Annotated in this window: 21 protein-coding genes; 12 read left to right on the top strand and 9 right to left on the bottom strand. The window is 72.2% G+C overall.

Annotation, left to right across the window (positions count from 1 at the left end; all coding sequences use genetic code 11):
• The first annotated feature begins 51 nt into the window (after nucleotides 1-51).
• Both BMY07_RS19955 and BMY07_RS19950 read left to right on the top strand, forming a co-directional pair.
• Complete coding sequence (locus tag BMY07_RS19955) at nucleotides 52-1,308, top strand: Rv0361 family membrane protein (protein ID WP_092780564.1); 1,257 nt, start codon at nucleotides 52-54, stop codon at nucleotides 1,306-1,308.
• Between the two features lie 14 nt (nucleotides 1,309-1,322).
• Nucleotides 1,323-2,525 (top strand): TIR domain-containing protein, encoded by a 1,203-nt coding sequence (locus tag BMY07_RS19950; RefSeq protein ID WP_092780561.1) that lies wholly within the window; start codon nucleotides 1,323-1,325, stop codon nucleotides 2,523-2,525.
• Here BMY07_RS19950 and BMY07_RS19945 read toward each other — a convergent pair.
• Nucleotides 2,514-3,353, bottom strand: a complete 840-nt coding sequence (locus BMY07_RS19945; RefSeq protein ID WP_092780558.1) for an ADP-ribosylglycohydrolase family protein — start codon at nucleotides 3,351-3,353, stop codon at nucleotides 2,514-2,516. The two genes, BMY07_RS19950 and BMY07_RS19945, sit on opposite strands and share 12 nt — an antisense overlap.
• A 37-nt stretch (nucleotides 3,354-3,390) precedes the next feature.
• Between BMY07_RS19945 and BMY07_RS19940 the strand changes: the two genes are divergently transcribed.
• Both BMY07_RS19940 and BMY07_RS19935 read left to right on the top strand, forming a co-directional pair.
• The gene (locus BMY07_RS19940; protein WP_092780555.1) at nucleotides 3,391-4,173 is read left to right on the top strand and encodes an alpha/beta fold hydrolase; all 783 of its coding nucleotides are present in this window, start codon (nucleotides 3,391-3,393) and stop codon (nucleotides 4,171-4,173) included.
• A 655-nt stretch (nucleotides 4,174-4,828) separates the two neighbouring features.
• On the top strand, nucleotides 4,829-5,914 hold the full coding sequence (locus BMY07_RS19935) for a J domain-containing protein (RefSeq protein WP_092780552.1): 1,086 nt from the start codon (nucleotides 4,829-4,831) through the stop codon (nucleotides 5,912-5,914).
• Between the two features lie 59 nt (nucleotides 5,915-5,973).
• Here BMY07_RS19935 and BMY07_RS19930 read toward each other — a convergent pair whose 3' ends face one another.
• The 3 genes from BMY07_RS19930 to BMY07_RS19920 all read right to left on the bottom strand — a co-directional run bounded on the left by BMY07_RS19930 (nucleotide 5,974) and on the right by BMY07_RS19920 (nucleotide 11,008).
• Entirely contained in the window at nucleotides 5,974-7,131 is a 1,158-nt protein-coding gene (locus BMY07_RS19930; protein WP_218150691.1) for a nucleoside 2-deoxyribosyltransferase domain-containing protein, read from the bottom strand.
• Between the two features lie 20 nt (nucleotides 7,132-7,151).
• Nucleotides 7,152-8,033 carry an ABC transporter permease gene (locus BMY07_RS19925; protein ID WP_092781131.1) on the bottom strand — a complete coding sequence of 294 codons (882 nt, stop codon included), beginning with the start codon at nucleotides 8,031-8,033 and terminating at the stop codon, nucleotides 7,152-7,154.
• Nucleotides 8,034-8,146: 113 nt separating this feature from the next.
• A complete protein-coding gene (locus BMY07_RS19920) occupies nucleotides 8,147-11,008 on the bottom strand; it encodes an alpha/beta fold hydrolase (RefSeq protein WP_245782511.1) in 2,862 nt (953 codons plus the stop codon).
• Between the two features lie 359 nt (nucleotides 11,009-11,367).
• On the opposite strand from BMY07_RS19920, the gene BMY07_RS19915 reads away from it, so the two are divergent.
• Both BMY07_RS19915 and BMY07_RS19910 read left to right on the top strand, forming a co-directional pair.
• Entirely contained in the window at nucleotides 11,368-12,435 is a 1,068-nt protein-coding gene (locus tag BMY07_RS19915; RefSeq protein ID WP_092780545.1) for a TerC family protein, read from the top strand.
• A gap of 134 nt (nucleotides 12,436-12,569) precedes the next feature.
• Complete coding sequence (locus BMY07_RS19910) at nucleotides 12,570-14,543, top strand: S9 family peptidase (protein WP_092780542.1); 1,974 nt, start codon at nucleotides 12,570-12,572, stop codon at nucleotides 14,541-14,543.
• A gap of 142 nt (nucleotides 14,544-14,685) precedes the next feature.
• Here the strand turns inward: BMY07_RS19910 and BMY07_RS19905 are convergent, their stop codons facing one another.
• Complete coding sequence (locus BMY07_RS19905; RefSeq protein WP_092780539.1) at nucleotides 14,686-15,339, bottom strand: RES family NAD+ phosphorylase; 654 nt, start codon at nucleotides 15,337-15,339, stop codon at nucleotides 14,686-14,688.
• Between the two features lie 23 nt (nucleotides 15,340-15,362).
• Nucleotides 15,363-15,947 (bottom strand): DNA-binding protein, encoded by a 585-nt coding sequence (locus tag BMY07_RS19900; protein ID WP_092780536.1) that lies wholly within the window; start codon nucleotides 15,945-15,947, stop codon nucleotides 15,363-15,365.
• 144 nt (nucleotides 15,948-16,091) lie between these two features.
• Between BMY07_RS19900 and BMY07_RS19895 the strand changes: the two genes are divergently transcribed.
• Nucleotides 16,092-17,960, top strand: a complete 1,869-nt coding sequence (locus tag BMY07_RS19895) for a beta-propeller domain-containing protein (protein ID WP_092780533.1) — start codon at nucleotides 16,092-16,094, stop codon at nucleotides 17,958-17,960.
• Between the two features lie 576 nt (nucleotides 17,961-18,536).
• On the opposite strand, the gene BMY07_RS19890 is transcribed toward BMY07_RS19895, so the two are convergent.
• Both BMY07_RS19890 and BMY07_RS19885 read right to left on the bottom strand, forming a co-directional pair.
• The gene (locus tag BMY07_RS19890; RefSeq protein WP_092781125.1) at nucleotides 18,537-19,955 is read right to left on the bottom strand and encodes a nitric oxide synthase oxygenase; all 1,419 of its coding nucleotides are present in this window, start codon (nucleotides 19,953-19,955) and stop codon (nucleotides 18,537-18,539) included.
• A 648-nt stretch (nucleotides 19,956-20,603) separates the two neighbouring features.
• Nucleotides 20,604-20,996 carry an SSI family serine proteinase inhibitor gene (locus BMY07_RS19885; protein ID WP_092780531.1) on the bottom strand — a complete coding sequence of 131 codons (393 nt, stop codon included), beginning with the start codon at nucleotides 20,994-20,996 and terminating at the stop codon, nucleotides 20,604-20,606.
• Nucleotides 20,997-21,274: 278 nt separating this feature from the next.
• Between BMY07_RS19885 and BMY07_RS19880 the strand changes: the two genes are divergently transcribed.
• From BMY07_RS19880 to BMY07_RS19860, 5 genes are all read left to right on the top strand, one after another.
• Entirely contained in the window at nucleotides 21,275-22,312 is a 1,038-nt protein-coding gene (locus BMY07_RS19880; protein WP_092780528.1) for a transposase domain-containing protein, read from the top strand.
• 18 nt (nucleotides 22,313-22,330) lie between these two features.
• Nucleotides 22,331-23,386 carry a Gfo/Idh/MocA family oxidoreductase gene (locus BMY07_RS19875; RefSeq protein WP_092780525.1) on the top strand — a complete coding sequence of 352 codons (1,056 nt, stop codon included), beginning with the start codon at nucleotides 22,331-22,333 and terminating at the stop codon, nucleotides 23,384-23,386.
• A 128-nt stretch (nucleotides 23,387-23,514) separates the two neighbouring features.
• Complete coding sequence (locus BMY07_RS19870) at nucleotides 23,515-24,927, top strand: MFS transporter (protein ID WP_425426330.1); 1,413 nt, start codon at nucleotides 23,515-23,517, stop codon at nucleotides 24,925-24,927.
• A 98-nt stretch (nucleotides 24,928-25,025) separates the two neighbouring features.
• Complete coding sequence (locus BMY07_RS19865) at nucleotides 25,026-25,559, top strand: hypothetical protein (protein ID WP_092780519.1); 534 nt, start codon at nucleotides 25,026-25,028, stop codon at nucleotides 25,557-25,559.
• A 23-nt stretch (nucleotides 25,560-25,582) separates the two neighbouring features.
• Nucleotides 25,583-26,269, top strand: coding sequence for an alpha/beta fold hydrolase (locus tag BMY07_RS19860; RefSeq protein ID WP_245782510.1), 687 nt, complete (start codon nucleotides 25,583-25,585; stop codon nucleotides 26,267-26,269).
• A 58-nt stretch (nucleotides 26,270-26,327) separates the two neighbouring features.
• Here the strand turns inward: BMY07_RS19860 and BMY07_RS19855 are convergent, their stop codons facing one another.
• A complete protein-coding gene (locus tag BMY07_RS19855; protein ID WP_177215656.1) occupies nucleotides 26,328-26,702 on the bottom strand; it encodes an FKBP-type peptidyl-prolyl cis-trans isomerase in 375 nt (124 codons plus the stop codon).
• Between the last annotated feature and the right edge of the window lie 31 nt (nucleotides 26,703-26,733).

The raw sequence follows: 26,733 nt of genomic DNA, 5'->3' as shown, positions 1-26,733 counted from the left end.
CATAACGTGCGTGCACCCCTGAACTACTGCCTGTGAACGTGAGAAGTGAGGATGCACGTATTCATCAGCTATGCCCGCCGGGACCAGGCGTCGATCACCACGCTGCGCGCCGACTTCGAGCGGTTCGGCAACCGCGTGTGGTACGACCGCGAGAGCCACGGCGGCCCGGACTGGTGGGACGACGTGCTCGGCCACGTGCGCGGCTGCGTGGTCTTCGCCTTCGCGCTCTCGCCCGACTCGCTGCGATCCAAGGCGTGCCTCGCCGAGTTGGACTACGCCAAGGAACTGCGCAGGCCGATCCTCCCGGTGCTGGTCCGACCCGTCGACCGCGGGGACATCCCCGACGGTCTGCAGGTGCCGGTCGACTACGTCAACCGCACCGAGGAGAGCGTGATCCGGCTGCGCAAGGCGCTCAGCGCCCTGCCAGCCGCCCGCGCGCTCCCGGCCCGACTGCCCCAGGAGCCCGAGATCCCCACCTCCTACCTCAACGCCTACCTCGCGCGCATCGACGCGCCGAAGCTCGACGACCGCGAGCAGATCGAGCTGCTCGGCCAGCTGCGCGAGCGGATGGTGCTGGCCGACGAGCGCGCCGACGTCTGGGACCTGCTGGTGCGGCTGCGCGACCGGCCCGAGCTCAACCGCGGCGTCGCCGACACCGTCGAGGAGATCCTGGCCCCCGGCTGGCAGCCCGACCCCAGGGAGAACTTCGAGGCCAGGTACTGGGACGGGCAGAGCTGGACCACGCTGGTCTGGCAGAACGGCAAGGAGTTCAACGACCGCAACACCCCGCCCCGGCTGCACCAGCACCTGCCCTCGAGCACCGGGCCGGTGCCGGTGGTCGAGCAGCCGCCCGAGCCGTCGCGGCGCCAACCCAAGCGGATCAAGCACAAGCTGCGCCGTCCGCGCGGGACGCGGCAGAAGCTCATCGCGCTCGGCGTCGGCACCGCCGTGCTGGTCGCCGGGGGCGTCACGGCGGGGGTCGTGCTGCTCGGCGGTGGACCGGACGAGGTGTCCGCGACCAGGATGGCGCGCAACTTCGTCGACGCCGTCAACACCCGGGACAAGAACGCGATGGAGCAGTACGTCTGCGACTCGGATCGCGAGAAGAACGCCCATCTCTACACGGCGTTCCTTGACGCGGCTAACGTTACCCTCGAAAGTGTCGACGTAAGCGGGTCCGACCCCCGTTTCACCGTCCTCGCGACACGCACCGTAGGCGCAACCTCGGTGCGGTTGCGGATTCCACTCGTCGACGAGAACGGCGCGTGGAAGGTGTGCGACATCAGCCGGGCGCTGTCGGGTCGCTGACCGCGGAGTGAGTCATGCAGGTGTTCGTCAGCCACGCGCCGTCCGATCGTGACGTCGCAGCGGGCCTGCGCGCCGACCTGGCCCAGCTGGGCCGCCAGGTCTCCCTCGACCGGGGTGAGCCGACCGGTGCGCGCTGGTGGGAGGGCGTGCTGCAGCGGGTCCAGCGCTGCGACGTGTTCGTCCTGGTCGCCTCCCCGGCGGCCGTGCGCTCGCCGGGGTGCCTCGCCGCGCTGCGCTACGCCCGCGCGCTGCGCCGACCGGTCCTGGTGGTGACCGCGGTGGCCACCGCGCTGCCCGCCGACGCCGAGACCGCGCCCGTGTTCGCCCCGGCGGGCATGGAGATCAGCGAGCGGGTGCCCAAGCTGCGCGGCGTCCTGCTGGCGCTGCCCGCCGCGCCGCCGCTGCCCGACCCGCTGCCCGCGGACCCGGCCGTGCCCTACCTCGACCCGATCCGGCAGCGGCTCGACGAGCCGGGCCTGGAACCGGCCGAGCTGCGCGAACTGCTGCGCCAACTCCGATTACGGCTGCGCGACGAGCACGAGCGCGCCGCGGTGTGGGGGCTGCTGGTGCGGATGCGCGCCCGCACCGACCTGCCCGCGCCGCTGGCCGCCGAGGTGGAGAAGGTCCTCGCCCCCGGCTGGCAGCCCGACCCGGAGCGCAGGGTGGAGAAGCGCTACTGGGACGGACAGGCCTGGACCACCCTGGTGCGGCACGAGAACCGCGAGTTCAACGAGCGCCGCGTCCCGCCGCCGGAGGCCACGTGGTCCGGTGATCCCACCCCCACCCGGCCCCGGCCCACCACCGCGGCCCGCCCGGCGCCCAAGTCCAAGGCCGTCGTCCGCACCCAGGACCGCACCCGGCTGTTCGTCATCGGCGGCGGGGTCGTCGTCATCGCCGCCGCGGTCGTCGCGGGCGTGCTGCTGTTCGACCCGAGTTCGTCCGACCCGACCGCGGCCGCGCGGGAGTTCGTCGACGCGGTGAACATCGCCGACACGACCGTCCTCGCCCAGTTGACCTGCGAACGGGACCGACCGAGGGCCGCCGACATCTTCCTGCGCCCCGGCACCCGGTTCACCCTGGAGTCGGTGGACGCCGACGCCGACCCGCCCAGCTTCACCATCCTCGCCACCGACGCGGCGACCACGGCCACCGACCGGCGCACCTACCCGATGGTCGAGGAATCGGGGGAGTGGCTGGTGTGCCAGTCAACCCGCTAGTCGGGGAGTAACCAGCCGAGTGTCCATTGTGGTGAGGTAGTCGCGGCCGTAGGTGCCGTTCTCCAGGCCGTCCACAAGGGACACCGGGAGGTCGCTGGGCAGCACGAGTGACGCGGCGCCCAGGGCGACCGTGGCGACGGTGTCGACATCACCGGTGAACGCGACGCACGCACGGAGGATGTCGGTGAGGCCGCCCGCGCCCATCGCGGTCAACGCGGCGCGGACGCTCATCGACCCCTTCGAGCCGACCGGGCCTTCCCAGGGGGTCGCCCAGTCGTCGTCGAGGATCGAGCTGATCCACGCGCCGACACCGGTGAGTGGACCGACGTCGTTGCGGCAGTAGTACGCGGCCAGCGCGGCGGCCTGGGCGGAGGCGATGCCCGACGGGGTGTCGTGGGTGACGCGCGCCTGGATCTCGGCGTGGTAGAGGACATCGGCGACGGTCGGGAGCAGGCCGATCGGGGTGGCGCGCATGGCGGCACCGCTCTTGTCGCTCTCCGGGCGGAGACGGTCCAGCAGCTCGGCGCCGGTGTGCACTTCGGACAGCAGGGCGTGGAACCGGGACGCGTACCCGACCCGGGGATCGCGGTGGAAGACCTCGACGAACTTCTCGGCGAGCACCTCCGAGGTCCACAGCGCGCCGTCGACCATCAGCTCGGCGACGGCGAGGGTCATCTGGGTGTCGTCGGTGTACTGGCCGGGCGCGAGGTCGGTGTGCCCGGGGTGCTGCCGGTACGCCACGACGTCGTTGTGCGCGGCGACGAACCCCGGCTCGGCGTACTCGAACCCGGCCCCGTACGCGTCGCCGACCGCCAACTCGACCAACATCGACCCTCCCCAGGTCCGAGCGGATAGTGTCGAGCCCATGCCCGCCATCGAGGTTCCCGGTGCCACTCTGCACTACCAGGTCTCCGGCGCGGGCCCCACCCTGCTGCTGATCCCGGGCGGCGGTGGCGACGCCGACACTGTGTCCGGTCTCGCGACGCGGCTGGCCGACCGCTTCGCCGTGATCTCCTACGACCGCAGGGGACTCTCCCGCAGCGCGCTGGCCGACCCCGACGAGCACCCCTCGATCTCGACCCACGCGGACGACGCCGCCCGGGTGATCGCCGCGGTCGGCGCGCCAGCGGCGGTGTTCGGGAGCAGTCTCGGCGCGATCATCGCCCTGGACCTGCTCGTCCGGCACCCGGATCCGGTGCGGCTCGTCGTCGCGCACGAGCCGCCGCTGTCGCAGGTGCTGACGGGGGAGGGGCAGCGGCAGGCGCGTGCCGTGCAGGCGATGCTGGAGCAACCTGGTCCACAGTGGAGGGACGTGGCGCTGGCCCTGGCCATCGACCACTCCACCACCGAGCCGGGCGTCGAGATCCCCCGACCGACCGAACGCGAGTTCGCCAACCAGCGCTTCTTCCACACCCGCGACGCCCCCACGGCCCACCGGTACCACCTCGACGTGGATGCATTGCGCCCCAACGCTTCCCGGCTGATCCTCGCAGGCGGAACCACGTCCGCGCACGCCTTCCCGCACCACTGCGCCCTCGCCCTCGCCGACGCCTTGTCGGTGCCCTTCGTGGAGTTCCCCGGCGACCACGTCGGCCTCGTCACCCAACCCACCACTTTCGCCGCGCGCCTGGCCGAGTTGTTGGCCTAGGCGCCCTGCGGGCGAGCTGACCTGGTCGCGCGACTTGTCCCCATGGTGGGCAGTTGTGCACAGCCGGGAAATCGGTGCTTCCGAGGGAATGGCGGTTCTCGATAGGCTGGATATCGGGGGCTGCTTTGCGCGGTTTGATCATGGGGCTGCGTTTACGGCCAGCAGTTGAGCGGCCCAGGCGCGTTGCGACTCGGCTCGGGGGCGTGCCCGGGACAACGCAGGCAGAAGGCTGACCGACACGATTCGACGATGTGCGCCGCCGTCCGCAGTTGTCCACATAGGCCTGATCTGTCCACAGCCCCCCGGTTCACCCTCTTGACAAACGCCGCGAAGCGATACGCTGGATGCGGGTGGCCCCCGGGTGGGCGGGGGTCTGCCGTCCGCCGGGGGGTGCCGAGCATCGGTGCCGGACGGCGGTGCCGAGCGCCGGTGCCGCGACGGGGTGGGGGGGGGTGGTGGTGTCGCGCCGGGGCTGAGGGGGTTGGGGAAGGTCGGCCGGGCGATGCGGCGGGGGTTGGCCAGGCGTTCGGAGTGGGTGGGGCGGGGGCTGTGCGGCTCGGCTCAGTGGTGGGGTGGGGGCGCGGGGGCGGTGCTCTTCCGAAGTTGATCATCGGGGTTCGATACCGTTGGTCGGCTGACCGAGGAGGGGTGTGCGCTGGACGACGTCGACTACTACGAGCTGCTCGGGGTCCGGAGGGACGCGTCGGCTGGTGAGATCAAGTCCGCGTTCCGGGCGTTGGCGAAGGTCATGCACCCGGACGCGGGTGGGACGGCGGGGACGTTCCGGCTGTTGAAGTCGGCGTACGAGACGTTGGCGGACGCGCGGAGGCGGGCGGAGTACGACCGGGGGGTCGTGGCGGCGCCCGTTCCCGCGGCGGCACCGGCGCCCCGGGCCCGGCGGCGGATGTACCGGGACGAGCCCGCGTTCGTGCCCGCCGGGTGTGACGTGCCGCCGTCGTCGTTGCCGTGGTGGCACCTGACGAAGCACCAGCCGCGCATCGGGTACGTCCGCACGCCCGGGCACGCGCCCGCCCTCGGCATGGGGCTGGCCGCGGTGGTTCTCGCGGTCCCGTTGGTGCTACCGGAGTGGTTGCCGCCGTTCCTGCTGGTGTGCTGGCTGGCGTTGGTGGCCGCGGCGATCGCCGTCGCGGTGCGGTTGGCGCGGCTGTACCTGGCGGCGGCGCGGGCGCAGCGGGCGGCGCAGGCGGAGTTCGGCGAGCGCACGGTGTTCGGGGTCGCCGACGACGAGCCGGTCGGCGAGCGGTTGACCTCGGACCTGCTGGTCAACTACCTGGCACGGCTGCCGGGGGCGCGGGTGTTCCACGGGTTGTCGCGCCCGGGTTCGGTGTTCGCCGACGTGGAGCACGCCGTGCTGTGCGGGCACCGGCTGGTGCTGGTCGAGTCGAAGCTGTGGCTGCCCGGGCACTACGAGATCGACGACGACGGCTCCCTGTGGCGCAACGGCCACCCCTTCCGCGGCGGCTCCACGCACCTGTTCGACGCCGTCGCCGCGTTCGCCGACCACCTCCCCGGCGTCGAGGTCCGCGGCGTCGTCCTGGTCTACCCCAGCCGCTCCGGCGAGGTCACCACCGACGAGACCCCCGGCAACGGCGTCTCCGCCATGACCCCACCCACCTTCGTCGACGACATCGGCACCTGGCTAGCCGCCGACTGCGCCACCGTCGACCACCACGTCCTCCGCGCCGTCCGAGCCCAGGTAGTCCGCGAACCCGCCGCCTGACCCCGCGAAGACCCCACAAGACGCCCGCCCCGTCACCTGCCCGGCAGCCGCCTAGTGCCTCACCCGCCCAGCAGGACCTCCGCCACCGCCCCCAACGTCGTCCAGTCCGCGTGGCCGTCCGCGAACAGGTCGCCCACCCGCCACACCACCGGGTAAGTCACCTCGGTCCCGTCCACGACCGGTGCCGCCCCTCGCAGCTCCGCCATCTCCGCCTCCGTCAAGCGGACCGAGAACACCGCCTGCCGGTGCGTGCTCATCGTCCCCGCCAGCTGCCGGGACGTGTGCGCCACCAGCCGGTCGGCCGCCACGGCCAGGCCGGTCTCCTCGCCGAACTCCAGGGCTGCCAGGGTCACTGGTTCGATCACTGCCTGGTGCGAGCCGCCAGGTAGTTCCAACACAAACCCGTCCGAGGTCCGCGCGGCGGGCCGGAACTCCCGCACCAGCACCACCTCGGTGTCCTGCGCCGTGGCCCCGGGCAGGTACGCCACGACCGATGCCAGGTCCGGGCGGGACAAGATGACCTCGCCGGACTTCAGGCGGTCTTCCAGGGCCACCCACATCGATACTCGCAGCGCCCAGAACACCACCGGGCCTGCGATCGGGAACACCCACACCTGCGTCGCGTCGACCACCTCGTTGCCCGACCGCTCGACCGTGGTGATCCACCGGCGGAACGCGTCAGTACGCCAGACCCGGAGCGGTACGAACCTCTTACCGCCCTCACGCTCGACACCCCCCGCTAGTTCAGTCAGCGCAAGGTCGATGGTGTCGGTCAAGGTGTCCGCTAAAGGAATCCCATTGTCCGTGGCGTAACAGCGCTGGTACCGCACACTCTCCGCGTCAGGCGGCGTACCCAGCACCGCGCGCCCGCTGTCCTTCCAACGGCCGAACTCGTCGTTGGTGGTCAGCGCGGGCATGCCGGGGCCGCGGGGGATCCAGAACAGGACCACGTCGCAGCGGTCGCCCCAGTGGAGCTCCCAGGTGCGCTGGTGGGTGTAGTCCGGCCACAGCCCGTCCGCCGGTTCCGGCACGAACACCACGAGCGTGCCGGGGCCGGTCCACCGCGACTCGATCTCCGCGACCGCCGCCGGGCGCCAGGACGCCACGTCCGGGGAGCGCGGGGTCGGGCCAGCCAGGAAGACGCTCGCCGACCACGCCGCGGGGGGTTCCTCGCCCGCGCGCACCACAACAACCCGTTCCGCCATACCCCTGCTCACGTCCCCCACCCGTCGCGCGTTCAGCTCGTGATGTCCTTCGTCCGGAACCTGCGCGCCGCCAGCAGCCCGAACACCGCGGCGAAGGTGACCGCGGAGAACGCGCCCTTGGCCATGTTCGACCAGTCGATGTCGGTGGAGATCAGGTCGGACCAGGCGAACGCGAAGTGCGTCGGCAGGTAGTCGCGGATGCCCTCCAGCGCCGTGATCTGGTCCAGGATCTGCGACAGGATCGACACCAGCACCGCGCCGCCGACCGCGCCGAGCGGGGCGTCGGTGGCCACCGACAGCAGCAGCGCCAACCCGGCCACCCACAGCAGGTTCACCGCGATGTAGGCCACCGCGAACACCATCGCCAGCAGCGAGTCGGAGAACGCGATCGCGTCGCCGGTGGGGCTCACCGCCTCGCCCGCGCCGTAGAAGATCACCCCGACCAGCAGGGCGACCGCGGGCAGCAGCACCAGCGCCAGCAGCGACAGCAGCCCCGAGGTGACCGCCTTCTGCCGCAGCAGCCGACCGCGCGGGATCGGCATCGCCAGCAGGTACTTCAGGCTCGACCACGACGCCTCCGAGGCGATCGTGTCGCCGAAGAACAGCGCCACGATCATCGGCAGCAGGAAGCTCCCGGCCGCGAACAGCACGAACACCACGAAGTTCGGCGCGCTCGCGGTGGCCAGGTCGACGAACCCGCCGGAGCGGCGCGCGTTGCCGCTGGTGCCGAACTCGAAGGCCGCCCACAGGATGAACGGCAGCAGCACCAGGAACCCCAGCAGCAACTGGGTCCTGCGCCGCCGCAACTGCCTGGCCAGCTCCACCCGCAGCGGCAGCGTCCGCCCCTGCCGGAAGCCTTCGACCGCGCCGTCCGACCCGGAGCCCACGTGCTCGTGCGAGGCCGCGCTGACCATCTCGTCGATCGCCGCCGGGTCGGTGTGCACCGTGCTCACGTTCTCGGCCACCGCCGATCCGGTTGCCTTAGCGCCGCCCGACCTCACGCTCGGTGCCTGGTTCCCGTTGTCGCTCACGCGGACGACTCCTCTCCGACCAACTGCAGGAACGCGTCCTCCAGGCGGCGCCGCGGCCCCGCCTGCTCCACCGCGACACCCGCGGTCACCAGTGCCGCCAACGCCGTCGACCTCGGCAGCCCGTCGAGGTCCGCGTGCACCAGCGAGCCCTCGACCACCACGTCCCGCACGCCGCCGACCGCGCGCAGCGCCGCCTCGGCCGCCGCCGGGTCGTCCACCCGGAACGTCGCCTCGCCGCCACCGGCCACGATGTCGTCCACCGCGCCCGAGGCGACCAGCCTGCCCTTGTGCATCACGACCACGTGGTCGCAGGCCTGCTCGACCTCGGCCAGCAGGTGGCTCGACACCACCACGGTGCGCCCGGTCGCGGCGTAGCGGCGCAGCACCTCGCGCATCTGGTGGATCTGCGGCGGGTCGAGCCCGTTGGTCGGCTCGTCGAGCACCATCAGGTCCGGGAAGCCGAGCATCGCCTGCGCGATCGCCAGCCGCTGCCGCATGCCCTGGCTGTAGGTGCGGACCTTGCGCTCCACCGCGGTGCCCAGTCCGGCGATCTCCAGCGCCTCGGCGAAGTGCGCGTGCTCCCGAGGCCGCCCGGTCGCCGCCCAGTACAGCTCCAGGTTCGCCCGCCCGGACAGGTGCGGCAGGAACCCCGCGCCCTCCACGAACGACCCGATCCGCGACAGCACCGGCGCGCCCGGGTGGATCCGGTGCCCGAACACCCTGATCGACCCCTCGGTCGGCTGGATCAGGCCCATCAGCATCCGCAGCGTGGTCGTCTTGCCCGCGCCGTTGGGGCCGAGCAGGCCCAGGACCTGCCCGCTCTCCACCCGGAACGACAGCGTGTTCACCGCCTTGAGCCCACCGGGGTACGACTTCGACAGCCCGTCGATCACCAGCGGCACGTCCGCGAGCGAGGCGTCCACGTCGTCCTCGCGCCGCCGCCGCAGCAGACCCCACACCACGGCCAGCACGACCACGCCCAGCACCACGCCGATCCCGATCAGCGGACCCGCGGGGGGCGCGGAACTCGACCGCGACCCCGTCACCACCGGTACCGCCAACTCCGCGCCTGGCGCCAACGCGATCCGGTACGCGGCCGCCTCGACGGGCGTCGCGTAAGCCTGGTCGGTGGTAGAGACAACGAGCTCCACGCGGTGGTCCGCCTCGACCGGTCGCACGATCGCAGGTAGCGACACCGAGAACTCCACCGCGGAACCGTCCGCGGGCAGCGGGGGAGTGCGTAGTGCCGAGATCGCCGACCCCGGCAGCGTTCGCACCCCGTCCGGGCCGACGTCGTAGAGCTTCGCGAACAACACAGCGCCATCCGGGGCGCCACCGGTCGCGCTCGCGACCCGCAGACCGACCGTGCTCGCCCCCGCGATCAGCAACTGGCCCGTCATCGGCTCACTGCGGAACCGCGCCGCCTGACCCGGCAGGTCGATCGCGATCCGACCGGCCAACCGCGACGAACTGCCCAGCACCGAGCCCAACCCGGGCATGCTGCTGATCGACGCCGGGTTCCCGCCCGGCGGGTTCACCACCGTCTGCTCCTGACCGGACAGCGCCAACTCACGCCGTTCGGCCACAGCCGAGTCGCCAAGGCCGGGGTAAGAGCCAGTGCTGACAGTGCGCACAGACGGCGCTCCCTGCGCCCGCAACGCACCCTGCACCGCGTACTCGAAGCCCGTACCCGGATCCGTGCCCTGGCCGCGCAGGTGGAAGTCGAACCAGTCCGCGATCTCCCCGCGCAGCTCCGGACCGGGCTTGCCGCCGTCGTGGCCGCCGGTATACCAGACGACCTTGACCGGGGCGCCCGCCGCGCTGACCTGGCGCGCCGTGGCGTCGGCCTGGTCGAGCCCGAACAGCGTGTCCTGCTCGCCCTGCACGATCATCGTCGGCTGGGTGACCTTCCCGGTCACCGACACCGGCGACACCCGGCGCAGCAGGTCCACCGTCGCCTGGTCCGCCCGCCCGGTCGTGGCCACCTGCGCGTACGCCTTGCACACCGCGGCGGTGAACCGGCCGCACGGGTCGGCCGACCCGGACTGCGGCTGCCGCCCACCCGACCCGCCGGACGGCTCCGGCACGGCCACCCCCGCGGTCGCCGAGTTCGACGCGTCGTCCTCGGTCCCCGGCTCCGTCGCGTCGCCGGTCGGGTCCGCCAGCCCGGCCGCCCCCATGCCCGCGGCGAAGAAGATCCCCGCCCAGGACCGCTTGAACACCCCGTCCGCGCTGTACGGGTTCGCGGCCGCCGTCCGCGCCACCTGCGAGGTGCCCGCCGAGTTCGGCAGCAGCGCCTGGCCGAGGTCGTTGTAGGTGATCACCGGCGCGAGCGCGTCGACCCGCTTGTCCGACCCGGCGAGCAACAACGACAGCGCGCCGCCGTAGGACCCGCCGGTCACGCCCACCTTCGGGTCGTCCGGTCCGTCCTTGGTCACCTCGGGCAGCGTCGCCAGCCAGTCGACCAGCGCCCGCGCGTCGTTGACCTCGTAGTCGGGGTCGTTGAGCGCGATCTGCCCCTCGCTGCGGCCGAACCCGCGCGCCGACCAGGCCAGCGCCACGAACCCGCGCTGGGCCAGCTCCCTGGCGTCGGAGTCGACGCTCTCCTTGCTGCCGCCGAAACCGTGGGCGACGAGGACGGCGGGCGCCGGGGTGGTCTCCGGCAGGTACAGGGTCGTGTCGACCCGCACCGGCTCGGTCCGATCCGGACCGCTCTGCAGCGTCAGGAAGGCGTCACGCGTGGTCACCGGCGGCGGCTCGTCGCCGGCGTTCAGCCAGACCAGGCCACCCGCCGCCACGGCGACGACGACGAGGGCGGTGGCGATCTGGCGGGGCCGGGGCCGCGGGATGGAGGGCACGGACCGAACTTATTGGACTCTTCCTGAGAGTGCTCCCAGGGCGCCCCGGCGATCACCACCGGGTGACAACGCGCCGTAGGGGTATCGCGTTCGGCCAGGTCAGGGCAGGCTGCCCCGGGGCGTCGGCGCCCGGGTCGGGGTGGTTGTGACCAATCCGACCAGGCCGGGGGCGTACCCCGACTGGTGCGCCGCGCCCGGACAGGGAAGAATCGGACACCGAATGTGTCGGAGGGGAGTATTCCTTCGCACCGGTGTCGTCAGCACGGACCGCAGCGTCCCGGGACCGGTGGCCGGACCATTTTCCGGCGGAAGAGACCTCCGGTTGTCGGCGCGCGCCCGTACACCGGAGGTTTGTTTACATGGTCGTCCCCACCTGGGCCTGGTTCGCCACGATCGGCGGGCTGCTCGTGCTGCTCGCGATCGACCTGTTCATCGTCGACCGCAAGCCGCACGAGGTCACCGTCGGCGAGGCCGGGCGGTGGGTCGCCTTCTACATCGGCTGCGCGATCGCCTTCGGCGGCGGGATCTGGGCGTTCTCCGGCGGCACCTACGCCGGTGAGTTCTTCGCCGGGTACATCACCGAGTACTCGCTGTCGGTGGACAACCTGTTCATCTTCCTGATCATCATGTCCGCGTTCTCGGTGCCCAGGATCCACCAGCACAAGGTGCTGCTGATCGGCATCGTGCTGGCGCTGGTCATGCGCGGGGCGTTCATCGCCGTCGGCGCGGTGGCCATCGCGAAGTTCAGCTGGGTGTTCTACCTGTTCGGCGCGTTCCTCATCTACACCGCGTGGAACCTCTCCCGCCAGGGCCTCGGCGAGGACGAGGAATACGAGGAGAACGCCCTCACCAAGGTCGCCCGCAAGATCTTCCCGGTGACCGACACCTACCACGGCGCGAACTCGTTCGTGCGCATCGACGGCAAGCGCTTCGTCACCCCGATGTTCATCGTGATGATCGCCATCGGCACCGCGGACCTGCTGTTCGCTGTGGACTCCATCCCGGCCATCTTCGGCCTGACCAAGGAACCATTCCTGGTCTTCACCGCCAACGCCTTCGCGCTCATGGGCCTGCGCCAGCTCTACTTCCTGCTCGGCGGGCTGCTCAAGAAGCTGGTCTACCTGTCCATCGGCCTCGCGGTGATCCTGGCCTTCATCGGTGTGAAGCTGGTGCTCGAGGCGCTGCACACCAACTCGCTGCCCTTCCTCAACGGCGGCGAGCCGCTGCCGGTGCCGGTGCCCAACATCGTGGTGTCGCTCGCGGTCATCGTCGGCGTGCTGGCCATCACCACCATCGCCAGCCTGCTCAAGTCCAAGCGGGACGAAGCGCGGGTGATCGCCGGTGCCGCCGCCGATTCCCCGGTCGGGGAATCCCCCACCGGGGAATCCACCACCGAAACGGGTGAACCGGTCGACCACCGGCGCTGAACCAATCCCGCGCGGGAGTGCCCGCGCGAACGGCGAAAAGCGGGCGTGCGAACCATGCACGTCCGCTTTTCTGTGGACGAGTGGGAATAATCGAGGGGTCCTGGGTTTAACGTGAACTCGGGTACGGTCGTCGCGTGCGCCCAGAGGACATCGAACTGGTGGCGGCGCCCGGCGCGCCCGCCCTCCGCGGGGACCTGCTGCTGGTCGGCCTCGCCACCCCTGATCTGCCGACGAACTCCTACGCGGGTGGTCTGTACCGCGTGGGACTGGCGGGCGGCGAGGTGCGGGAGTTCACCAGGGGCCACCGCGACTCGGCGCCGGAGATCTCCCCGGACGGCACCCGGGTGGCGTTCCTGCGCACGGCGAAAGCGGGCGAACCGCCCCAACTGCACGTGATCCCGGTCGACGGCGGGGAGGCGCGCACCCTCACCGACCTGCCCCTGGGCGCGGGCGCCCCGGTCTGGTCGCCGGACTCGCGGCGGATCGCTTTCGTGGCACGGGTTCCCGAGCCCGGTCGCTACGGTGTGGCAGATGGCGACACCGCTGCTCCGGACGCCGGAGCCGAGGCGCCCCGGGTGATCACCCGTCTGGAGTACCGGTTCGACGACATCGGGTTCCAGCACGACCGTCCACCCCAGTTGTTCGTCGTCGACGCCCCCGGTGTGACCGGTGTGGACGGTGCCGGGTCGGCGGATACAGCGAATTCGGGACCGCGCCAGATCACCGAGGGCCTGGCCACCCCGTGCCACCCGGTGTGGACCCTGTCCGGCGAGCACGTCCTGGTCCGCGCCCAACGCGACTGGGGCGTCGAGGAAACGCTGAACACCGACCTCTACGCGGTACCCGCCGACGGTGGTGACCCCGTCCTCGTCGTGCGCAGCGCGGGCACGGTCGAGCACCCGGCGCCGCTGTCCGACGGCACGGTGGCGTTCCTGGGCGACGAGTTCCCCGACACCCGTTGCGTCGCGCGCAACCTCGGCTTGTGGACGGTCCCGCTCGTGCTCGACGGCACCCCGGCCGAACCGCGCAGGCTCACCGACGCCGAGACCGTCGACGCCGAGATCACCGCCGGGCGACCGGTGGAGACCGCGTCCGGTGTCCTGGTGGCCGTGCGCAACCGCGGCGCGGTCGAACTGCGCAAGGTCCCGTTCACCGCTGACGGGGCCACCCTGGCCGAGCTCCCGCTGATCGCGGGCGATCAGGCCGCGGTCAAGGGCTTCGCCGCCAGCGGCGACCGGATCGTCTGCACCCTGTCCACATGGGACGCCCCGGGCGAGGTGGTGCTGGTCGAGGACGAGACCACCACTCGGCTCACCGACTTCTCCGCCCGGCTGCGCGCCCGCGGCCTGCGCCAACCGGTCGAGGTCAAGGGCGTCGCGCCGGACGGGTACGCCACGCACGGCTGGATCCTGCTGCCGGAGGGCGACGGGCCGCACCCGGTGCTGCTGTCGGTGCACGGCGGCCCGTTCATGTACTACGGCTGGGGTTTCAACGACGAGGCCCAGGCCTACGCCGCGGCCGGGTACGCCGTCGTGCTGCCCAACCCGCGGGGTTCGGCCGGGTACGGTGAATCCCACGGCCGGTCCATCATCGGCGCCATGGGCACCGTCGACGTCGACGACGTGCTCTCGGTCCTCGACGCCGCCCTGGAGCGCCCGGACGTCGACGCCGACAACGTCGGTGTGATGGGCGGTTCCTACGGCGGCTGGATGACCGGCTGGCTCGCCGCCCACCACGGGCACCGGTTCCGCGCCGCGTGGAGCGAGCGCGCGGTGAACGCCTGGGACTCGTTCCTGGGCACCTCCGACATCGGCTGGTGGTTCGCCGAGGCCTACTGCGGCACCGACCCGGCCGACCTGGTGGCCAAGAGCCCGCTGACGCACGCGCACCGGATCACCATCCCGTTCGCGGTCGTCCACTCCGAACACGACTGGCGCTGCCCGGTCGAACAGGCGCAGCGGATGTACGTCGCGCTGCACCGCGCCGGGGTGGAGACCGAGCTCATCCTCTTCCCCGGCGAGGGTCACGAGCTGACCCGCTCCGGCAAGCCCCGCCACCGCGAGCAACGTTTCCGCGAGGTATTGCGGTGGTGGTCACGGCACCTGTGAACCAGGTGCGGCCCGGGACGGCGTAGGGTCTCGGGCCGTTCGTAGCCGGTGGGCGAGGGCGTTCGCCCACCGGCTACGAACCGTGTGTCTCCCGCGCGATTCACCGAATACCACTCGACACGAGTTCTAGAGCTGAGTTCGGTCAGAGCAGGGTGTAGTTCAATTCCTCGCACACCCGCGCAAGCGGAAGATCGAGCCCCGGGTAGTCCAGCGGCAGCAGGACGTCCGGGGTTCGCGGTAACGCGCCACTGCCCGGCGGGTCCCACAGGCACACCGCGGGCTCACCGCTGTCCATCGAGGACCGGTACCAGACACCGTCGAGATCGGGGTGCGCCTGGCGGATCGCCCGCGCCCAGGCCTGGGTGACGGCCTTGCTGCCGGTGCTCAACTCCTGCGAGGCACCGGCCCTGGTCGGCCACAGGCCGCACAGGTCGAGCAGCCGCAGCGTGCGCCGCGGCCGGAACACCACCATGTGCGGCTTGCGGGTGGTCCGGTCCACCACCGAGGTCTGCTGGTACACCTCGGCGATGCTGGTGCGCACGCTCAGTCCGAAGTAGAGCACGCCGTGCCCCGGCGCCGTCGCCGGTCCGCCGTCCTGGCCGAGCGGCTGCGGGTCGAAGCGGGCGTGCGGGAGCGGACCGGTGTAGCGGAAGGAGTTCCACCGCTGGCGGTGCGCGCCCGCGGCGGCGAAGACCCGGACCAGGTGCGTGCCGCTGTGCAGCGCCACGATGTCCTCGTCGACGCGCAGCAGCGTTCGCAGATCGGCTGGGGCGGGCGGCTGGGGGAGCCGGGACATCTCGGTTCGTCGGCCTCGTCAGCTCAGGCCGGGGTGCCCAGCACCGCCGCCAGCGCGGCCACCCTGGCGGGGGAGCCGCCCGCGAGCAGCCACTGCCGGGGGGTGGCGGGCTGGTCGTCGACCCGCAGGTCCGGCTGGGGGCTGGTCATGAACGCGGCCACCACCAGCGGCGGCTGGTCGTCGGGCACGGCGGCCAGCACGGCTTCCAGGCCGGGCAGCACGCCGGAGGGGGCGAACTGCCAGGCGGGCAACCGCCACCCGCCGCGGTCCTTCCAGCCAGCGAGCCTGCCCGCGGCCAGCCGGTGCCTGATGCGGCTGGTGTCGACCCCGACCGCGTCGGCGGCGTCGGCGACGGTGAGCGCGGAGTCGCGCAGCACCGCCTGCGCGGCGACCGCGCGGGCCCGGGAGTCGACCTCGTCACCGCGCCGCGGTGTCAGGTCGAGTCCGACGTCGGTGAGCGCGTCGCGCTGGTCGGGGGAGAAGTAGTCGGCCGGGTCCGGGTTGGCCGGGGACAACCGCCGGGCCGCCTCCTCCACCAGCTCGAGGAACTCGACCGGGTTGACCCTCAGGCCCGCTTTCGCGAGCACGTGCTCCAACGCGACCGTCATGCGCCTAGGGTATCCCGGTTGTGCGGGTTCGTGCGCCTTTGTGGGAAAACTCACCTAGATCGACACGCACCGCACACGGTCAAACACCGACGGTTGTCCCACTGTAGTGCAACGGTTGGCCGGGGTTGGTACGTCCATCCGGGTATGAGAGCGAAGAGGCTCACCCTGGGGGCCGTGGTCGTGGCGAGTGCGTGCGTGGCGGGCGGCATCGTCTTCGCGCGGGAGCCGGTCGACATCGCCGGTCCGGCGCCCTACGTGCCGTCCGTCCGGCTCGTCTCCTACGACTCCTGCTCCGACGTCGAGGCCGACCTGAAGAAGGCCGCGGCGGAGCGGGTGACCGAGTTCGGCCTCGACCCGCGGGTCTACGACGTCATCGCGATGCCCGCCGAGGGCAACGCCCCACCGGTCGCCCCGAAGGCGCCCACCCGCGGCGGCCCCACCGCCAAGGACCGCTCCAGCACCGACGACCACTCCGCCACCAGCGACCACTCCGGCACCAACAACCACGAGGCGGCCGCCGACGAACCGGACCTGGTCAAGACGGACGGACGCCGGATCGTCACCGTCGCCGACGGCACCCTGCGGGTCGTCGACACCGCCACCCGCGAGCTGACCGCCAGCCTCGCCATGCCCGGCGGGGGACTGGCCACGGCGCTCCTGCTCGAAGGCGACCAGGCGCTGGTGGCAGTGCCGCGGTTCGACGCCGTGGACCGCGACGCGCGCTCCGGGGGGTCGATGACGACCTCGCTGGTCATGGTCGACCTCGCGGGCGGCGCCCGGGTGACGGGCACGCTGACGGTCGACGGGGACTACCTCGACGGCAGGCAGGTCGGGTCGGTCGCCAGGGTCGTGGCCCGGTCGCGGCCGCGCCTGGAGTTCCCCTATCCGTCGACCCTGGAGCGGAACCGCGCGCTGATCGAGGACGCGCCGCTGGAGCGGTGGCTGCCGCGCGCGACCCTGGACCGCGACGGCTCGCGCGTCGAGTCGGCGGTCGGGTGCGGGTCGGTCAGCAGGCCGTCCGGCTACACGGGGACGGCGATGCTCACCGTCTACACGATCGACCTGCGCGCGCCGCTGGGCGACGGCGACCCGGTCTCGATCGCCGCCGACGGGGACACCCTCTACGGCACCGCGGGCAGCCTCTACATCGCCGACGACCAGTGGCAGCGCGCCGGGATCCTGCCCGCGGACGGCCGACCCGCGGCCGACCACACGGACATCCACCAGTTCGACATCTCGGCGCCCGGCAAGCCGGTTTACGCGGCCTCGGGGTCGGTCGAGGGGTCGCTGGTCAACCAGTACGCGCTGTCGGAGTACGAGGGAAACCTGCGCGTCGCCACCACGACGACCCAGGACAGCGCCGTCCACGTGCTGAACCGCCGCGGCCCCGGCCTGGCCCGCATCGGCCGGGTCGGCGGACTCGGCGTGGGGGAGCGCATCCAGTCGGTCCGCTACCTGGGCCCGACCGCGTACGTCGTCACCTTCCGCCGCACCGACCCGCTCTACACCGTCGACCTGAGCAACCCCGCCACCCCGCGCGTCACCGGCGAACTCAAGATCACCGGCTACTCGGCCTACCTGCACCCCCTGAGCGCGGGCCGACTCTTGGGCATCGGCCAGGAAGCCACCGACCAGGGTCGAACCACCGGCACCCAGATCTCCCTCTTCGACACCACAACCACCCCCGTCCGCCGCCTCACCCAGTACCACCTCCCCGGCACCACCTCCGAAGCCGAGTTCGACGCGCACGCCTTCCTGTCGTGGCCGGACAAGAACCTCGTGGTGATCCCGATCGACACAACCCGAGGCTCCGGCGCGGTCCTGGCCCTGCGGGTGACCGGTGACCAGATCACCGAACTCGCGACCCTGCGCCACCCCACCCCCTCGGTCACCGACACCCGAATCCGCCGATCCCTGGTAGCCGCCAACACCCTGTGGACCCTCTCGTCCGCCGGAATCCAAGCCACCCCCCTCGACACCCTGGCTCCCGCCGCCTGGATCCCGTTCACCTGACCCCCAGCGCCTTTCGACACCCGCGAGCCCTGCACGGCTCGCTCCTGCGGCCGAGTGACGCGCCTGCTCCGGCCGCACCGGGCGCGCGCCGGCGAGTCCGCGGCCGATGCGGCGGACCTTGCGGGTCGGTGCGGGGTTCACTCCTTGACTGCGCGGTGCGTCTGTTCTGGCCGCTCAAACCCGCGATAGCGACTCGGTGGCCGGAAGAGCGCAGCCGGTCAGGTCGTGGATCACCCAAGTCGCGGAAGCCGGCCTGTTCGCCCTCCGCGAACCCCGGCACCCGCGGCCACCCCAACCCACCCCGGCACGCCTGTCCGACCAAGATCCACTCCGCGGCCGGGGCCTCCCTCCCGGGGGCCGGGGGCCCATCTCTGAACCTATCGAGCCGAGCGGGTTGTCAATAGGGGGCGGGGAAGGGCTGTGGATGGTTCGAGGTGTTGTGGACAGAAGCGTCGGTGGACGGCGTGTTTGCGTGTCAGGGCAGGGCAGGGCAGGGCAGGGCAGGTGCGTGTCAGGGGGTAGCGAGACGCCTGTCAGGTCGCGGGGATGCGGGTGGTCGCGTGCCTGATGTGTGGGTCAGCTCGCGGGGGAGCGGGTGGCGCGGAGGTAGGACCACAGCGGCGGGCCCTGTGAGGGTCCCGTCGGCAGTACCGGCGGCGTGCCCTCCAGCGCGGCGCTGGTCGCGGACGGGTCGGCGTGGAACTCGGGGCGGAGGCGGTCCGTGTCGTAGTAGCGGTGGAAGACGGGGGTCTGGGCGGCGGACATCGGGGGGACTATCCAGCTCCAGTCGGCCGGGCAGGGGCGGCCCGCCTTGGTCTCGCGGTCGATGTGCTTGAGGAACCGGGCCGACTCGGTGTGGTGGTCGCTGATCGTCATGCCCGCCTCGGCGAAGGAGTGCAGGACGGCGATGTTCAGCTCCACCAGCGCCCGGTCGCGCCACAGCGTGGTCTCGCGGGAGGTGTCGAGCCCGAGCCGCGCGGCCACCACCGGCAGCAGGTCGTAGCGGTCCTGGTCGGCGAGGTTGCGGGCGCCGATCTCGGTGCCCAGGTACCAGCCGTTGAACGGGGCAGCGGGGTAGTCGACGCCGCCGACCCGCAGGCGCATGGAGCTGATGGTCGGCACCGCGTGCCAGCGCAGGCCCAGCTCGGCGAACCACGGGAGCTCCGGGTGCGTCAGCTCGACCTCCGCGACCGCGTCCGGCGGCAGCGTGAACAGCCGCGGCCTGCCGTCCGGACCGGACACCACCAGCGGCAGCACGTCGAACGGGCCCGGCCGCGCGGGCGGGCGCCACCCCAGCGCGGTGACCGCGGCGGTGAACCCGGCGTAGCGCGGATCACCGACCGGGCGACCACCGTCCGCCGCCGGGTACCCCGCGTAGCGGATGAGCTGTTCGTTCCAGATCCGGGGGCCGGGCCGCCCGGGCGCGTCCTGCGCGAAGACGGTGATCAACGGCCGGATCCGACCACCGTTCGTCGCCAGCCGCAGGTGTTGCTCACACTGCTGGGCGACCTCGACCGGGTGGTGAACGGCCCGCATGTCACGGACCCGCATGCTCCGCCAGTACAGCCGCCCGATGCAGCGCGCGCTGTTGCGCCAGGCGACCCTCGCCCCGTGCGCCAACTCCGCGCTCGTGTGCCGGTACGTGCCGGTCAGCTCGATCTCGGCCCGCACCCACGCGATCCGGTTCGCCGCCGGGCCCGCCTCGGGGTTCTCGGCGTGGAACAGCTCCAGGAACTCCACCGCCTCGTCCGCGTCGGCGACACCGTCCCCGACCCCCGCGGCCACCTCGGCGGGCGGCGCCCAGGTCGGGGGCAGCGACGACTGGGTCGGCAGCACGGGGACCGGCAGTTGGGCGGGTAACACAGGACACGCAGGCGGCCTGATCGCGGACTGACCGTGCACCGGCAGCACAGGCACGACGGTCTGCTCGCTCGTGCCGGACACCGCGGGTCCGCGGTGCGCGAGCGGCGCCGACGGCTGGCTCGTGGCGGACATCGCGGGCTGGCCGAGACCCTGCGCGGACGGGGATGCGGACTGGCCGAACACAGGCGCCACCGGGGGTCGTCTCGGTGCCACCGCCCCGGGGGCGCGCGGCACGGAAGTCGGGACAGCGGACAAGACCGACGCGACAGCCGCTACCGGGGCGTCGCCGGACAAGGCCGACACGGGCTGGTCCGCGGGTGGAACGGAGGACCCCGGCGGGTGGGTCGGCGGTGCCTGCGGGTGGGCGGGGAGAGCCGAGGACCCCGGCGGGTGGGCTGGCGGTGCCCAGGTCGGACCGGTCACCCGGCAGAACCTACCCGTCCGCTCGGGTGACCCCGGCAAGTCTCACTCGATCGGGTCACAGGGTAAAGCCATAAGGCAGAATCGGGCGGCGTCGGTCCGGCGGCGTGGCCGCAATGCGTTCCGTGTGCGGGCCGCGCCGCCGAACCCACGGGCGGTAAGGCCATTCGGTCGAGCTGTGGTGGCGGTGGTCACCTCCGGGAATACCGGAGCGGACAGTAGGCAATTCCGGCACCACTCATTCGATCCCGTGCCACCCGATGAGGTGAATGATGACGGTTAGTGGAAGCCGTCGTGAACTACTCATCGGTCTGGTCCCGCATTGCCGGGCCGGGTGCGCGCGGTCCGGCGGAGGCGGTCTCAGATGGCGAACACGCTGCCGGTCGCCACGCGCAGCGCGCAGCCGTTGCCGAACACCTGGCGGTAATGCACCGGCTTGCGACCCCACCAGCCGTACGCGGTCACCGTCACCGGGTCGTACTCCAGCGTGCACATCGAGTCCGGCCGCACGTTGAGCTTCTCGAACCTGCCGTTGACCTGCGAGAGTTGCGCGCACGCGGTCCGCGCCTCGAGGTGGGTGCCGCCGTCGGGCGAGCACTGCAGCACCGCGAGTCTGGGCAGTTCACCCGCGCGCTGGACGGTCAGTACGAAGCCTGCGCCGACCGGGGCTATGGTCGCGTCGGCGGTCGTCGCGGGAGCCAGCGCGGCCACCGCGGCGCACACAGCCGCGACAGCGAAGGACTTTGCGGACATGTCGGATCACTCCTTCTCGGCGGCCTGGTTTACCCGCCGAATGGGTGTAGGGAAAACGCGGCCCGACCCGAGGTCGACGAACCGGGCGATTCCGAGGGTAGGTCTTCCGGAATTGTCTCGCGGTCCGGGGCCTCTGGCGCTCGGGTGCTCCCCGATGCTATTCATGTCGCCGCACTCGTCGACAAGATCGACTGGTCGTTACTTCCTTAAGTAGGCTTGGGTGAGGGGTCCTTTCTGTGGGCGGAATTACACGTGCGGCTAAGGCGTCGCGGGACCGTTTGTCCGACCGGGTCGCGATCGGCATGCTGCTCAAGGCGTTCCCGCCCGAGGAGGTCGACGCCGCGATCGACGCGGCGGGCGCGCGCGAACAGCGCTCCCGCGCCCTGCCCGCGCGGACAATGGTCTACTTCACCCTCGCCTTATGGCTCTTCGGCGGCGCCGGGTACGACGCGGTCCTGGCCAGGCTGACCGCGGGTATGCGCTGGGCAGGCGTGGCCACCGGCACCCGGTCGGCGCCGAGCACCGGGTCGATCACCAAGGCCCGCAAGCGGCTGGGCCCCGACGTGATGCGCAGGCTGTTCCTCGGCCGCGCCGCCGCCGACCGGGCCGAGGCGGCGCGCTGGCGCGGCATGCGGGTCTGCACCCTCGACGCGGGCGTCGTCGACATCCCCGACACCGCGGCCAACCTCGCCGCGTTCGACCACTCCAAGGTCCGGGTGTCGGTGCTGGCGGGCCACGACACCGGGTCGCTGCTCGACGTCGCCGTCGGCTCGCCGCGCGAAGAGCTCGGTGCGCGGGTGCTCGACACGATCAGCCCGGGCACGCTGGTGGTCGCGCACCGCAGCGCAGGCGAGCAGGACCTGTGGCGCGCGGCGGCCAACCGGGGCGCTGACCTGCTGTGGCGGGCGCGCGCGCCGATCACCCTGCCCCGGCTGCACGTGCTGCCGGACGGCTCGTTCCTGTCCAGGATGCTCGCCGACGGCGACCCGGTCACCGACTCGCTGGCGGTGCGCGTGCTCCAGGCACCGGACGCCGTATTGGTCACCACGCTGCTCGACCCCGACCAGGCGCCCGCCGCCGAGCTCGCGGCGCTGCACCGCACCAGGTGGCGGTTCGAGGCGCTGTTCGAATCGCTGGAGGCGGGGCCGGTCGCGCTGCGGTCGCAGGATCCGCACGGCGTGGCGCAAGAGCTGTGGGCGATGCTCTGCGTGTACCAAGCTGTGCACCCGTGGCGTCGTAAGGAAGCGGCCATGCGGGGTGTGTCGGCAGGCAGTGGCGGGTTTGGGATGCCGCCGCGGCGCGGTACCCACCAGTAACCGGCGGGAGGAGTGCGGATGTCGACCGAGGCGAGGGTGGCCCTGATCGGGTACGGGCTGGCGGGCAGCGCGTTCCACGCCCCGTTCATCGCCGCGACGCCGGGTCTGCGGTTGGCCGCGGTAGTCACGGGGGACGAGGGCAGGGCTGCCGCCGTGAGACAGCGCTACCCGGACGCCGATGTGATCGAGTCGACGGACGACCTGTGGCGGCGAGCTGGCGACTACGACCTCGCGGTGGTCGCTTCGCCGAACCGGTACCACTACGACCAGGCCACGACCGCGTTGACCGCCGGGCTCTCGGTCGTCGTCGACAAACCCGCCGCCGCGACCGGTCAGCAGGTCCGGGACCTGGCCGCCACCGCGCGCCGCGTCGGCCGGGTGTTCACCACGTTCCAGAACCGGCGCTGGGACGGCGACTTCCGCACCGTCCGGCAGCTGGTGGAGTCCGGCGAGCTGGCCGGTGTGACCCGCTTCGAGTCCCGCTTCGAACGCGCGGCGGCCCCCGTGAAACCCGGCTGGAAGGGCAGCGCCGACCCGGCCGACCTCGCCGACATCCGCTACGATCTGGGCAGCCACCTCGTCGACCAGGCCATCGTCCTGTTCGGCCGCCCCCAGACCGTCTACACCGAGGTCCACGCGACCCGCCCGGGCGCCCCCGCCCCGGAGGACGCGACGATCCTGCTCACCCACCCCTCGGGCGTCCGCTCCTACCTGCGCGTCAGCAAGGCCTCCGCCCCGGTCGGCCCCCGCTTCGCCGTCGCGGGCCCGGACATCGGCTACCACTGCTGGGGCCTCGACCCCCAGGAAGCGGCCTCCCGCGCAGGCCACGCCCCCACCGAGCCCGGCTTCGGCGCGTACCCGGAGTCGCAGTGGGGCACGCTCACCACCGCCTCCGGCGACACCCGAGTCCCCACCCTCGACGGCGACTACCTGGGCTTCTACACAGCCCTGGCCACCTGCCTCCACGACAACGGCCCCAACCCCGTCCCCCCACCCCAAACCGCCGACGTCGCCGACGTCATCACCGCAACCTTCACCTCCGCCGAACGCGGCGTTCCCGTCCACCTGCCCTGAGCCCCCGCGGCACGGCAGCGCAACCACCCACCTGCCGCGGCTACCCCAGCCCCCCGCCAAGCTCGCCGCCCCAGAACCGGGACCAGCGGCGTTGTGCAGGAGGTGCGGGAGAGGGGTAGGACGATGGGGTGACTGACCCCGATCCCCGGCGGTGGCGGGCGCTTGCGGTTACGCAGGCCGCTGGGTTCATGAGTTTGCTCGACGTGAGCATCGTCAATGTCGCGTTGCCGTCCATGCAGGCCGATCTCGGGGCGGGGGCGGGTGGGATCCAGTGGGTCGTCTCCGGCTACGCGCTGACCTTCGGGCTGTCGCTGGTCGCGGGCGGCAGGTTGGGTGACGCGTTGGGGAGGCGGCGGATGTTCCTCGTCGCGTTGTCGGTGTTCGTGTTGACGAGCGCGTTGGCGGGTGCCGCGCCGAACCTCACCTGGTTGGTGCTGGCCAGGCTCGCGCAGGGCCTCGCGGGCGGACTGCTCACCCCGCAGAACTCCGGCCTGATCCAAGACCTCTTCCAAGGCGCCGAGCGCGGCAAGGCGTTCGGGGTGCTCGGCGCGACGATCGGTATCTCGACCGCTGTTGGCCCCATCGCGGGCGGTTTGATCCTTGCCTGGTTCGGCGATCCGCAAGGTTGGCCGTGGGTGTTCTACGTCAACCTGCCCATCGGCCTCGTCGCCTTGGTCCTCGCGATGCGCTTACTCCCCAAAGACCGTCCCACCGGACGAGCCGACATCGACCTGGTCGGCGCCCTACTCCTCGGCGCGACCGTCTTGGCCGTCCTCTTGCCCCTGGTCAGAGCGGACAGCGGCGGACTGACCAGCCTGTGGTGGCTGTTCCCGCTCGCCATCGCGCTGGGATGGCTGTTCCTCCGCTGGGAGCGGCACCTCGTGCGCCGCGGGCGGGCGCCGCTGCTCGACCTGAGGTTGTTCACCGAGACCCCCGGCTACGTCGCGGGCGCCGGGATTGGGCTCGCCTACTTCTGCGGGTTCTCCGGGATCTGGCTGGTGTTCGCCGTGTTCTTCCAGGCGGGGCTCGGGTACACGCCGCTGGAGTCCGGGCTGGCCGTCACGCCGTTCGCGATCGGGTCCGCGGTGGCGGCCGCCGTCGCGGGCAGGCTGGTCGACCGGTGGGGGCGGCTGATCACGGTGCTGGGGCTCACCGCGGTCGGGGTCGGGCTGGCGGCGGTCGCGGTCGTGCTCCTGGTGGTGCCCGGGAACGCGGCAGGCGCGTGGATCGCGGTCCCGATGGTGCTCGCGGGCGTCGGCGGCGGGGCGGTGATCTCCCCGAACACGACGCTGACGCTCACGTCGGTGCCCAACCGGCTGGCCGGCGTCGCGGGCGGGGTGCTGCAGACCGGTCAGCGGATCGGCACCGCGGTGGGCACGGCGACCCTGGCGGCGGTGTTCTACGCCGTGCTCGGCGGGACCGGCCGCTACCCGGCGGCGATCGCGGTGGCGCTGTTCGCCGCCGTCACCCTCGTCGCCGTCGCGTTCGCGCTCGCGGTGCGCGACCTGCGGATGGCGCGACGGGTGCCGCAAGGCGGCTGAGTGGGAAAGTTTCCGTACACTTGCTGGGTTTTCCCGTCGGTGACCATTACGCTACCCGCTGGAGTTGATCATTCCCAGTCCCCGGCGAAAGGTCCCCCATGCGCGTTCTCGCCCGTGCGGCCGCCGTCCTGGCCGCTACCGCCACCGCCCTGCTCTTGGCCACCACCGCGAGCGCCCAGACCGCTCCGGAGCACGACCCGATCTCGACCCCCGCCGCCGCGACCGCCTCGGCGCTGGTCACCAAGCTCTCGCACAGCGACGCCGCCTCCCGGCTTCGGTCGTCGAACATCACCTGGTCCTCCAGCGGCGGCTGCAGCGACCGGACCAGGCCGAACTGCACCTCGTTCGAGCAGGTCAACCTCGCCACCATCCAGGGCGCCCAGACCCTCAAGGGCGCCACCGGCTGCGCCCTCAACGTCACCGGCGGCACCGAGGTCGGCCACGCCAGCGGCACCTACAGCCACTACAACGGCTACAAGCTCGACTTCGCCCTGAGCAGCTGCCTCACCAACTACATCAAGGGCACCTTCACCTCCATCGGCGGCAACCAGTGGCGCTCGGGCAGCGGCAACATCTACTACCTGGAGAGCGACCACTGGGACGTCACCTACTACAACTGCGGCGGTTGCTGACCCCGTAGGGCAAGATCGGGGCCGTGACTGAACACCCGACCCTGGTCCTGCTGCACGGTCTGGCGGGCAGCGGCGCGCTGTGGGACGGCCTGGACGCGGCCGCCCAGTGGGACGGTCCGGTCGTCGCACCCGATCTCGCGGGCCACGGCGCGGCCGCCCCGCTGGAGCGCTACAGCTTCGGCGCGCTGGCCGCCCGCGTCGCCGCCGACCTCGACCCCGACCGGCCCGTCGCGGTGCTCGGCCACTCCCTCGGCGGGGTGGTGGCCCTGGCGCTGGCGTCGGGCTGGTTCGGGATCAGGGTCGAGTCGGTGGTCGCGCTCGGGGTGAAGCTCAGCTGGTCGCCGGACGAGCTGGCCAAGGGCCGGGCGCTGGGCGGCAAGCCGCCGAAGGTGTTCGAGACCCGCGCGGAAGCCGAGTCGTGGGCCGGGAAACTGGCCGGTCTCCCCGCAGGCCCCGCGGTGGAGGCGGGCGGCGGGTGGCGCGCGGCGGTCGACCAGCGGGCGTTCGCGGTCGGACGGCCGGACCTGCCCGGTCTGCTCGCGGCCGCGCGGGCGAGGGTCACGCTGGCGGCGGGGGAGCAGGACGTGATGTCGCCGGTTGAGCACCTGCGGACCCTCGTGCCGAACCCGGTAGTCCTACCTGGCGTGGGGCACAACGCGCATGTAGAGGACCCGGCGGCGGTCGCGGTGCTGCTGGAGTACTTGCGCTAGCGGTGGATCCCCCGCCCGGCACCGTTCAGACCGGTGCCGGACGGGGAGGTGCTGGTGCTCAGCCGACGCCGAGCAGGTCCACCACGAAGATCAACGTCTCGCCCGGCTTGATCACCGCGCCCGCGCCGCGGTCGCCGTAGCCCAGGTGCGGCGGGATGACCAGCCTGCGCCTGCCGCCCACGCGCATGCCCGCCACGCCTCGGTCCCAGCCCGCGATGACCCGGCCCCCGCCGAGCGGGAAGGCGAAGGTGTCGCCGCGGTTCCAGGACGCGTCGAACTCCTCGCCGGTGGAGTGGGCGACACCGACGTAGTGCACCGACACCAGCTGGCCGGGGGGGGCCTCGGGACCGTCACCGACGGTGATGTCCTGCACCTCCAGGTCGGTGGGGACGGCACCCTCGATCGGGTCGACCTCGGGCTTGTGCAGAGCCATGCGTGCTCCTCGTCTTCGACTTGCTCGGTCC

This window comes from Actinokineospora terrae (assembly GCF_900111175.1).
Classification (GTDB): Bacteria; Actinomycetota; Actinomycetes; order Mycobacteriales; family Pseudonocardiaceae; genus Actinokineospora; species Actinokineospora terrae.
This window is presented reverse-complemented; position numbering and strand designations above follow the sequence as displayed.

Excerpts from the sequence above, each read along its gene's own strand:
- BMY07_RS19955 (WP_092780564.1), top strand. The coding sequence starts at position 52 with ATGCACGTATTCATCAGCTATGCCCGCCGGGACCAGGCGTCGATCACC.
- BMY07_RS19950 (WP_092780561.1), top strand. The coding sequence starts at position 1,323 with ATGCAGGTGTTCGTCAGCCACGCGCCGTCCGATCGTGACGTCGCAGCG.
- BMY07_RS19945 (WP_092780558.1), bottom strand. The coding sequence starts at position 3,353 with ATGTTGGTCGAGTTGGCGGTCGGCGACGCGTACGGGGCCGGGTTCGAG.
- BMY07_RS19940 (WP_092780555.1), top strand. The coding sequence starts at position 3,391 with ATGCCCGCCATCGAGGTTCCCGGTGCCACTCTGCACTACCAGGTCTCC.
- BMY07_RS19925 (WP_092781131.1), bottom strand. The coding sequence starts at position 8,033 with ATGGTCAGCGCGGCCTCGCACGAGCACGTGGGCTCCGGGTCGGACGGC.
- BMY07_RS19915 (WP_092780545.1), top strand. The coding sequence starts at position 11,368 with ATGGTCGTCCCCACCTGGGCCTGGTTCGCCACGATCGGCGGGCTGCTC.
- BMY07_RS19905 (WP_092780539.1), bottom strand. The coding sequence starts at position 15,339 with ATGTCCCGGCTCCCCCAGCCGCCCGCCCCAGCCGATCTGCGAACGCTG.
- BMY07_RS19900 (WP_092780536.1), bottom strand. The coding sequence starts at position 15,947 with ATGACGGTCGCGTTGGAGCACGTGCTCGCGAAAGCGGGCCTGAGGGTC.
- BMY07_RS19895 (WP_092780533.1), top strand. The coding sequence starts at position 16,092 with ATGAGAGCGAAGAGGCTCACCCTGGGGGCCGTGGTCGTGGCGAGTGCG.
- BMY07_RS19890 (WP_092781125.1), bottom strand. The coding sequence starts at position 19,955 with ATGTCCGCCACGAGCCAGCCGTCGGCGCCGCTCGCGCACCGCGGACCC.
- BMY07_RS19885 (WP_092780531.1), bottom strand. The coding sequence starts at position 20,996 with ATGTCCGCAAAGTCCTTCGCTGTCGCGGCTGTGTGCGCCGCGGTGGCC.
- BMY07_RS19875 (WP_092780525.1), top strand. The coding sequence starts at position 22,331 with ATGTCGACCGAGGCGAGGGTGGCCCTGATCGGGTACGGGCTGGCGGGC.
- BMY07_RS19865 (WP_092780519.1), top strand. The coding sequence starts at position 25,026 with ATGCGCGTTCTCGCCCGTGCGGCCGCCGTCCTGGCCGCTACCGCCACC.
- BMY07_RS19855 (WP_177215656.1), bottom strand. The coding sequence starts at position 26,702 with ATGGCTCTGCACAAGCCCGAGGTCGACCCGATCGAGGGTGCCGTCCCC.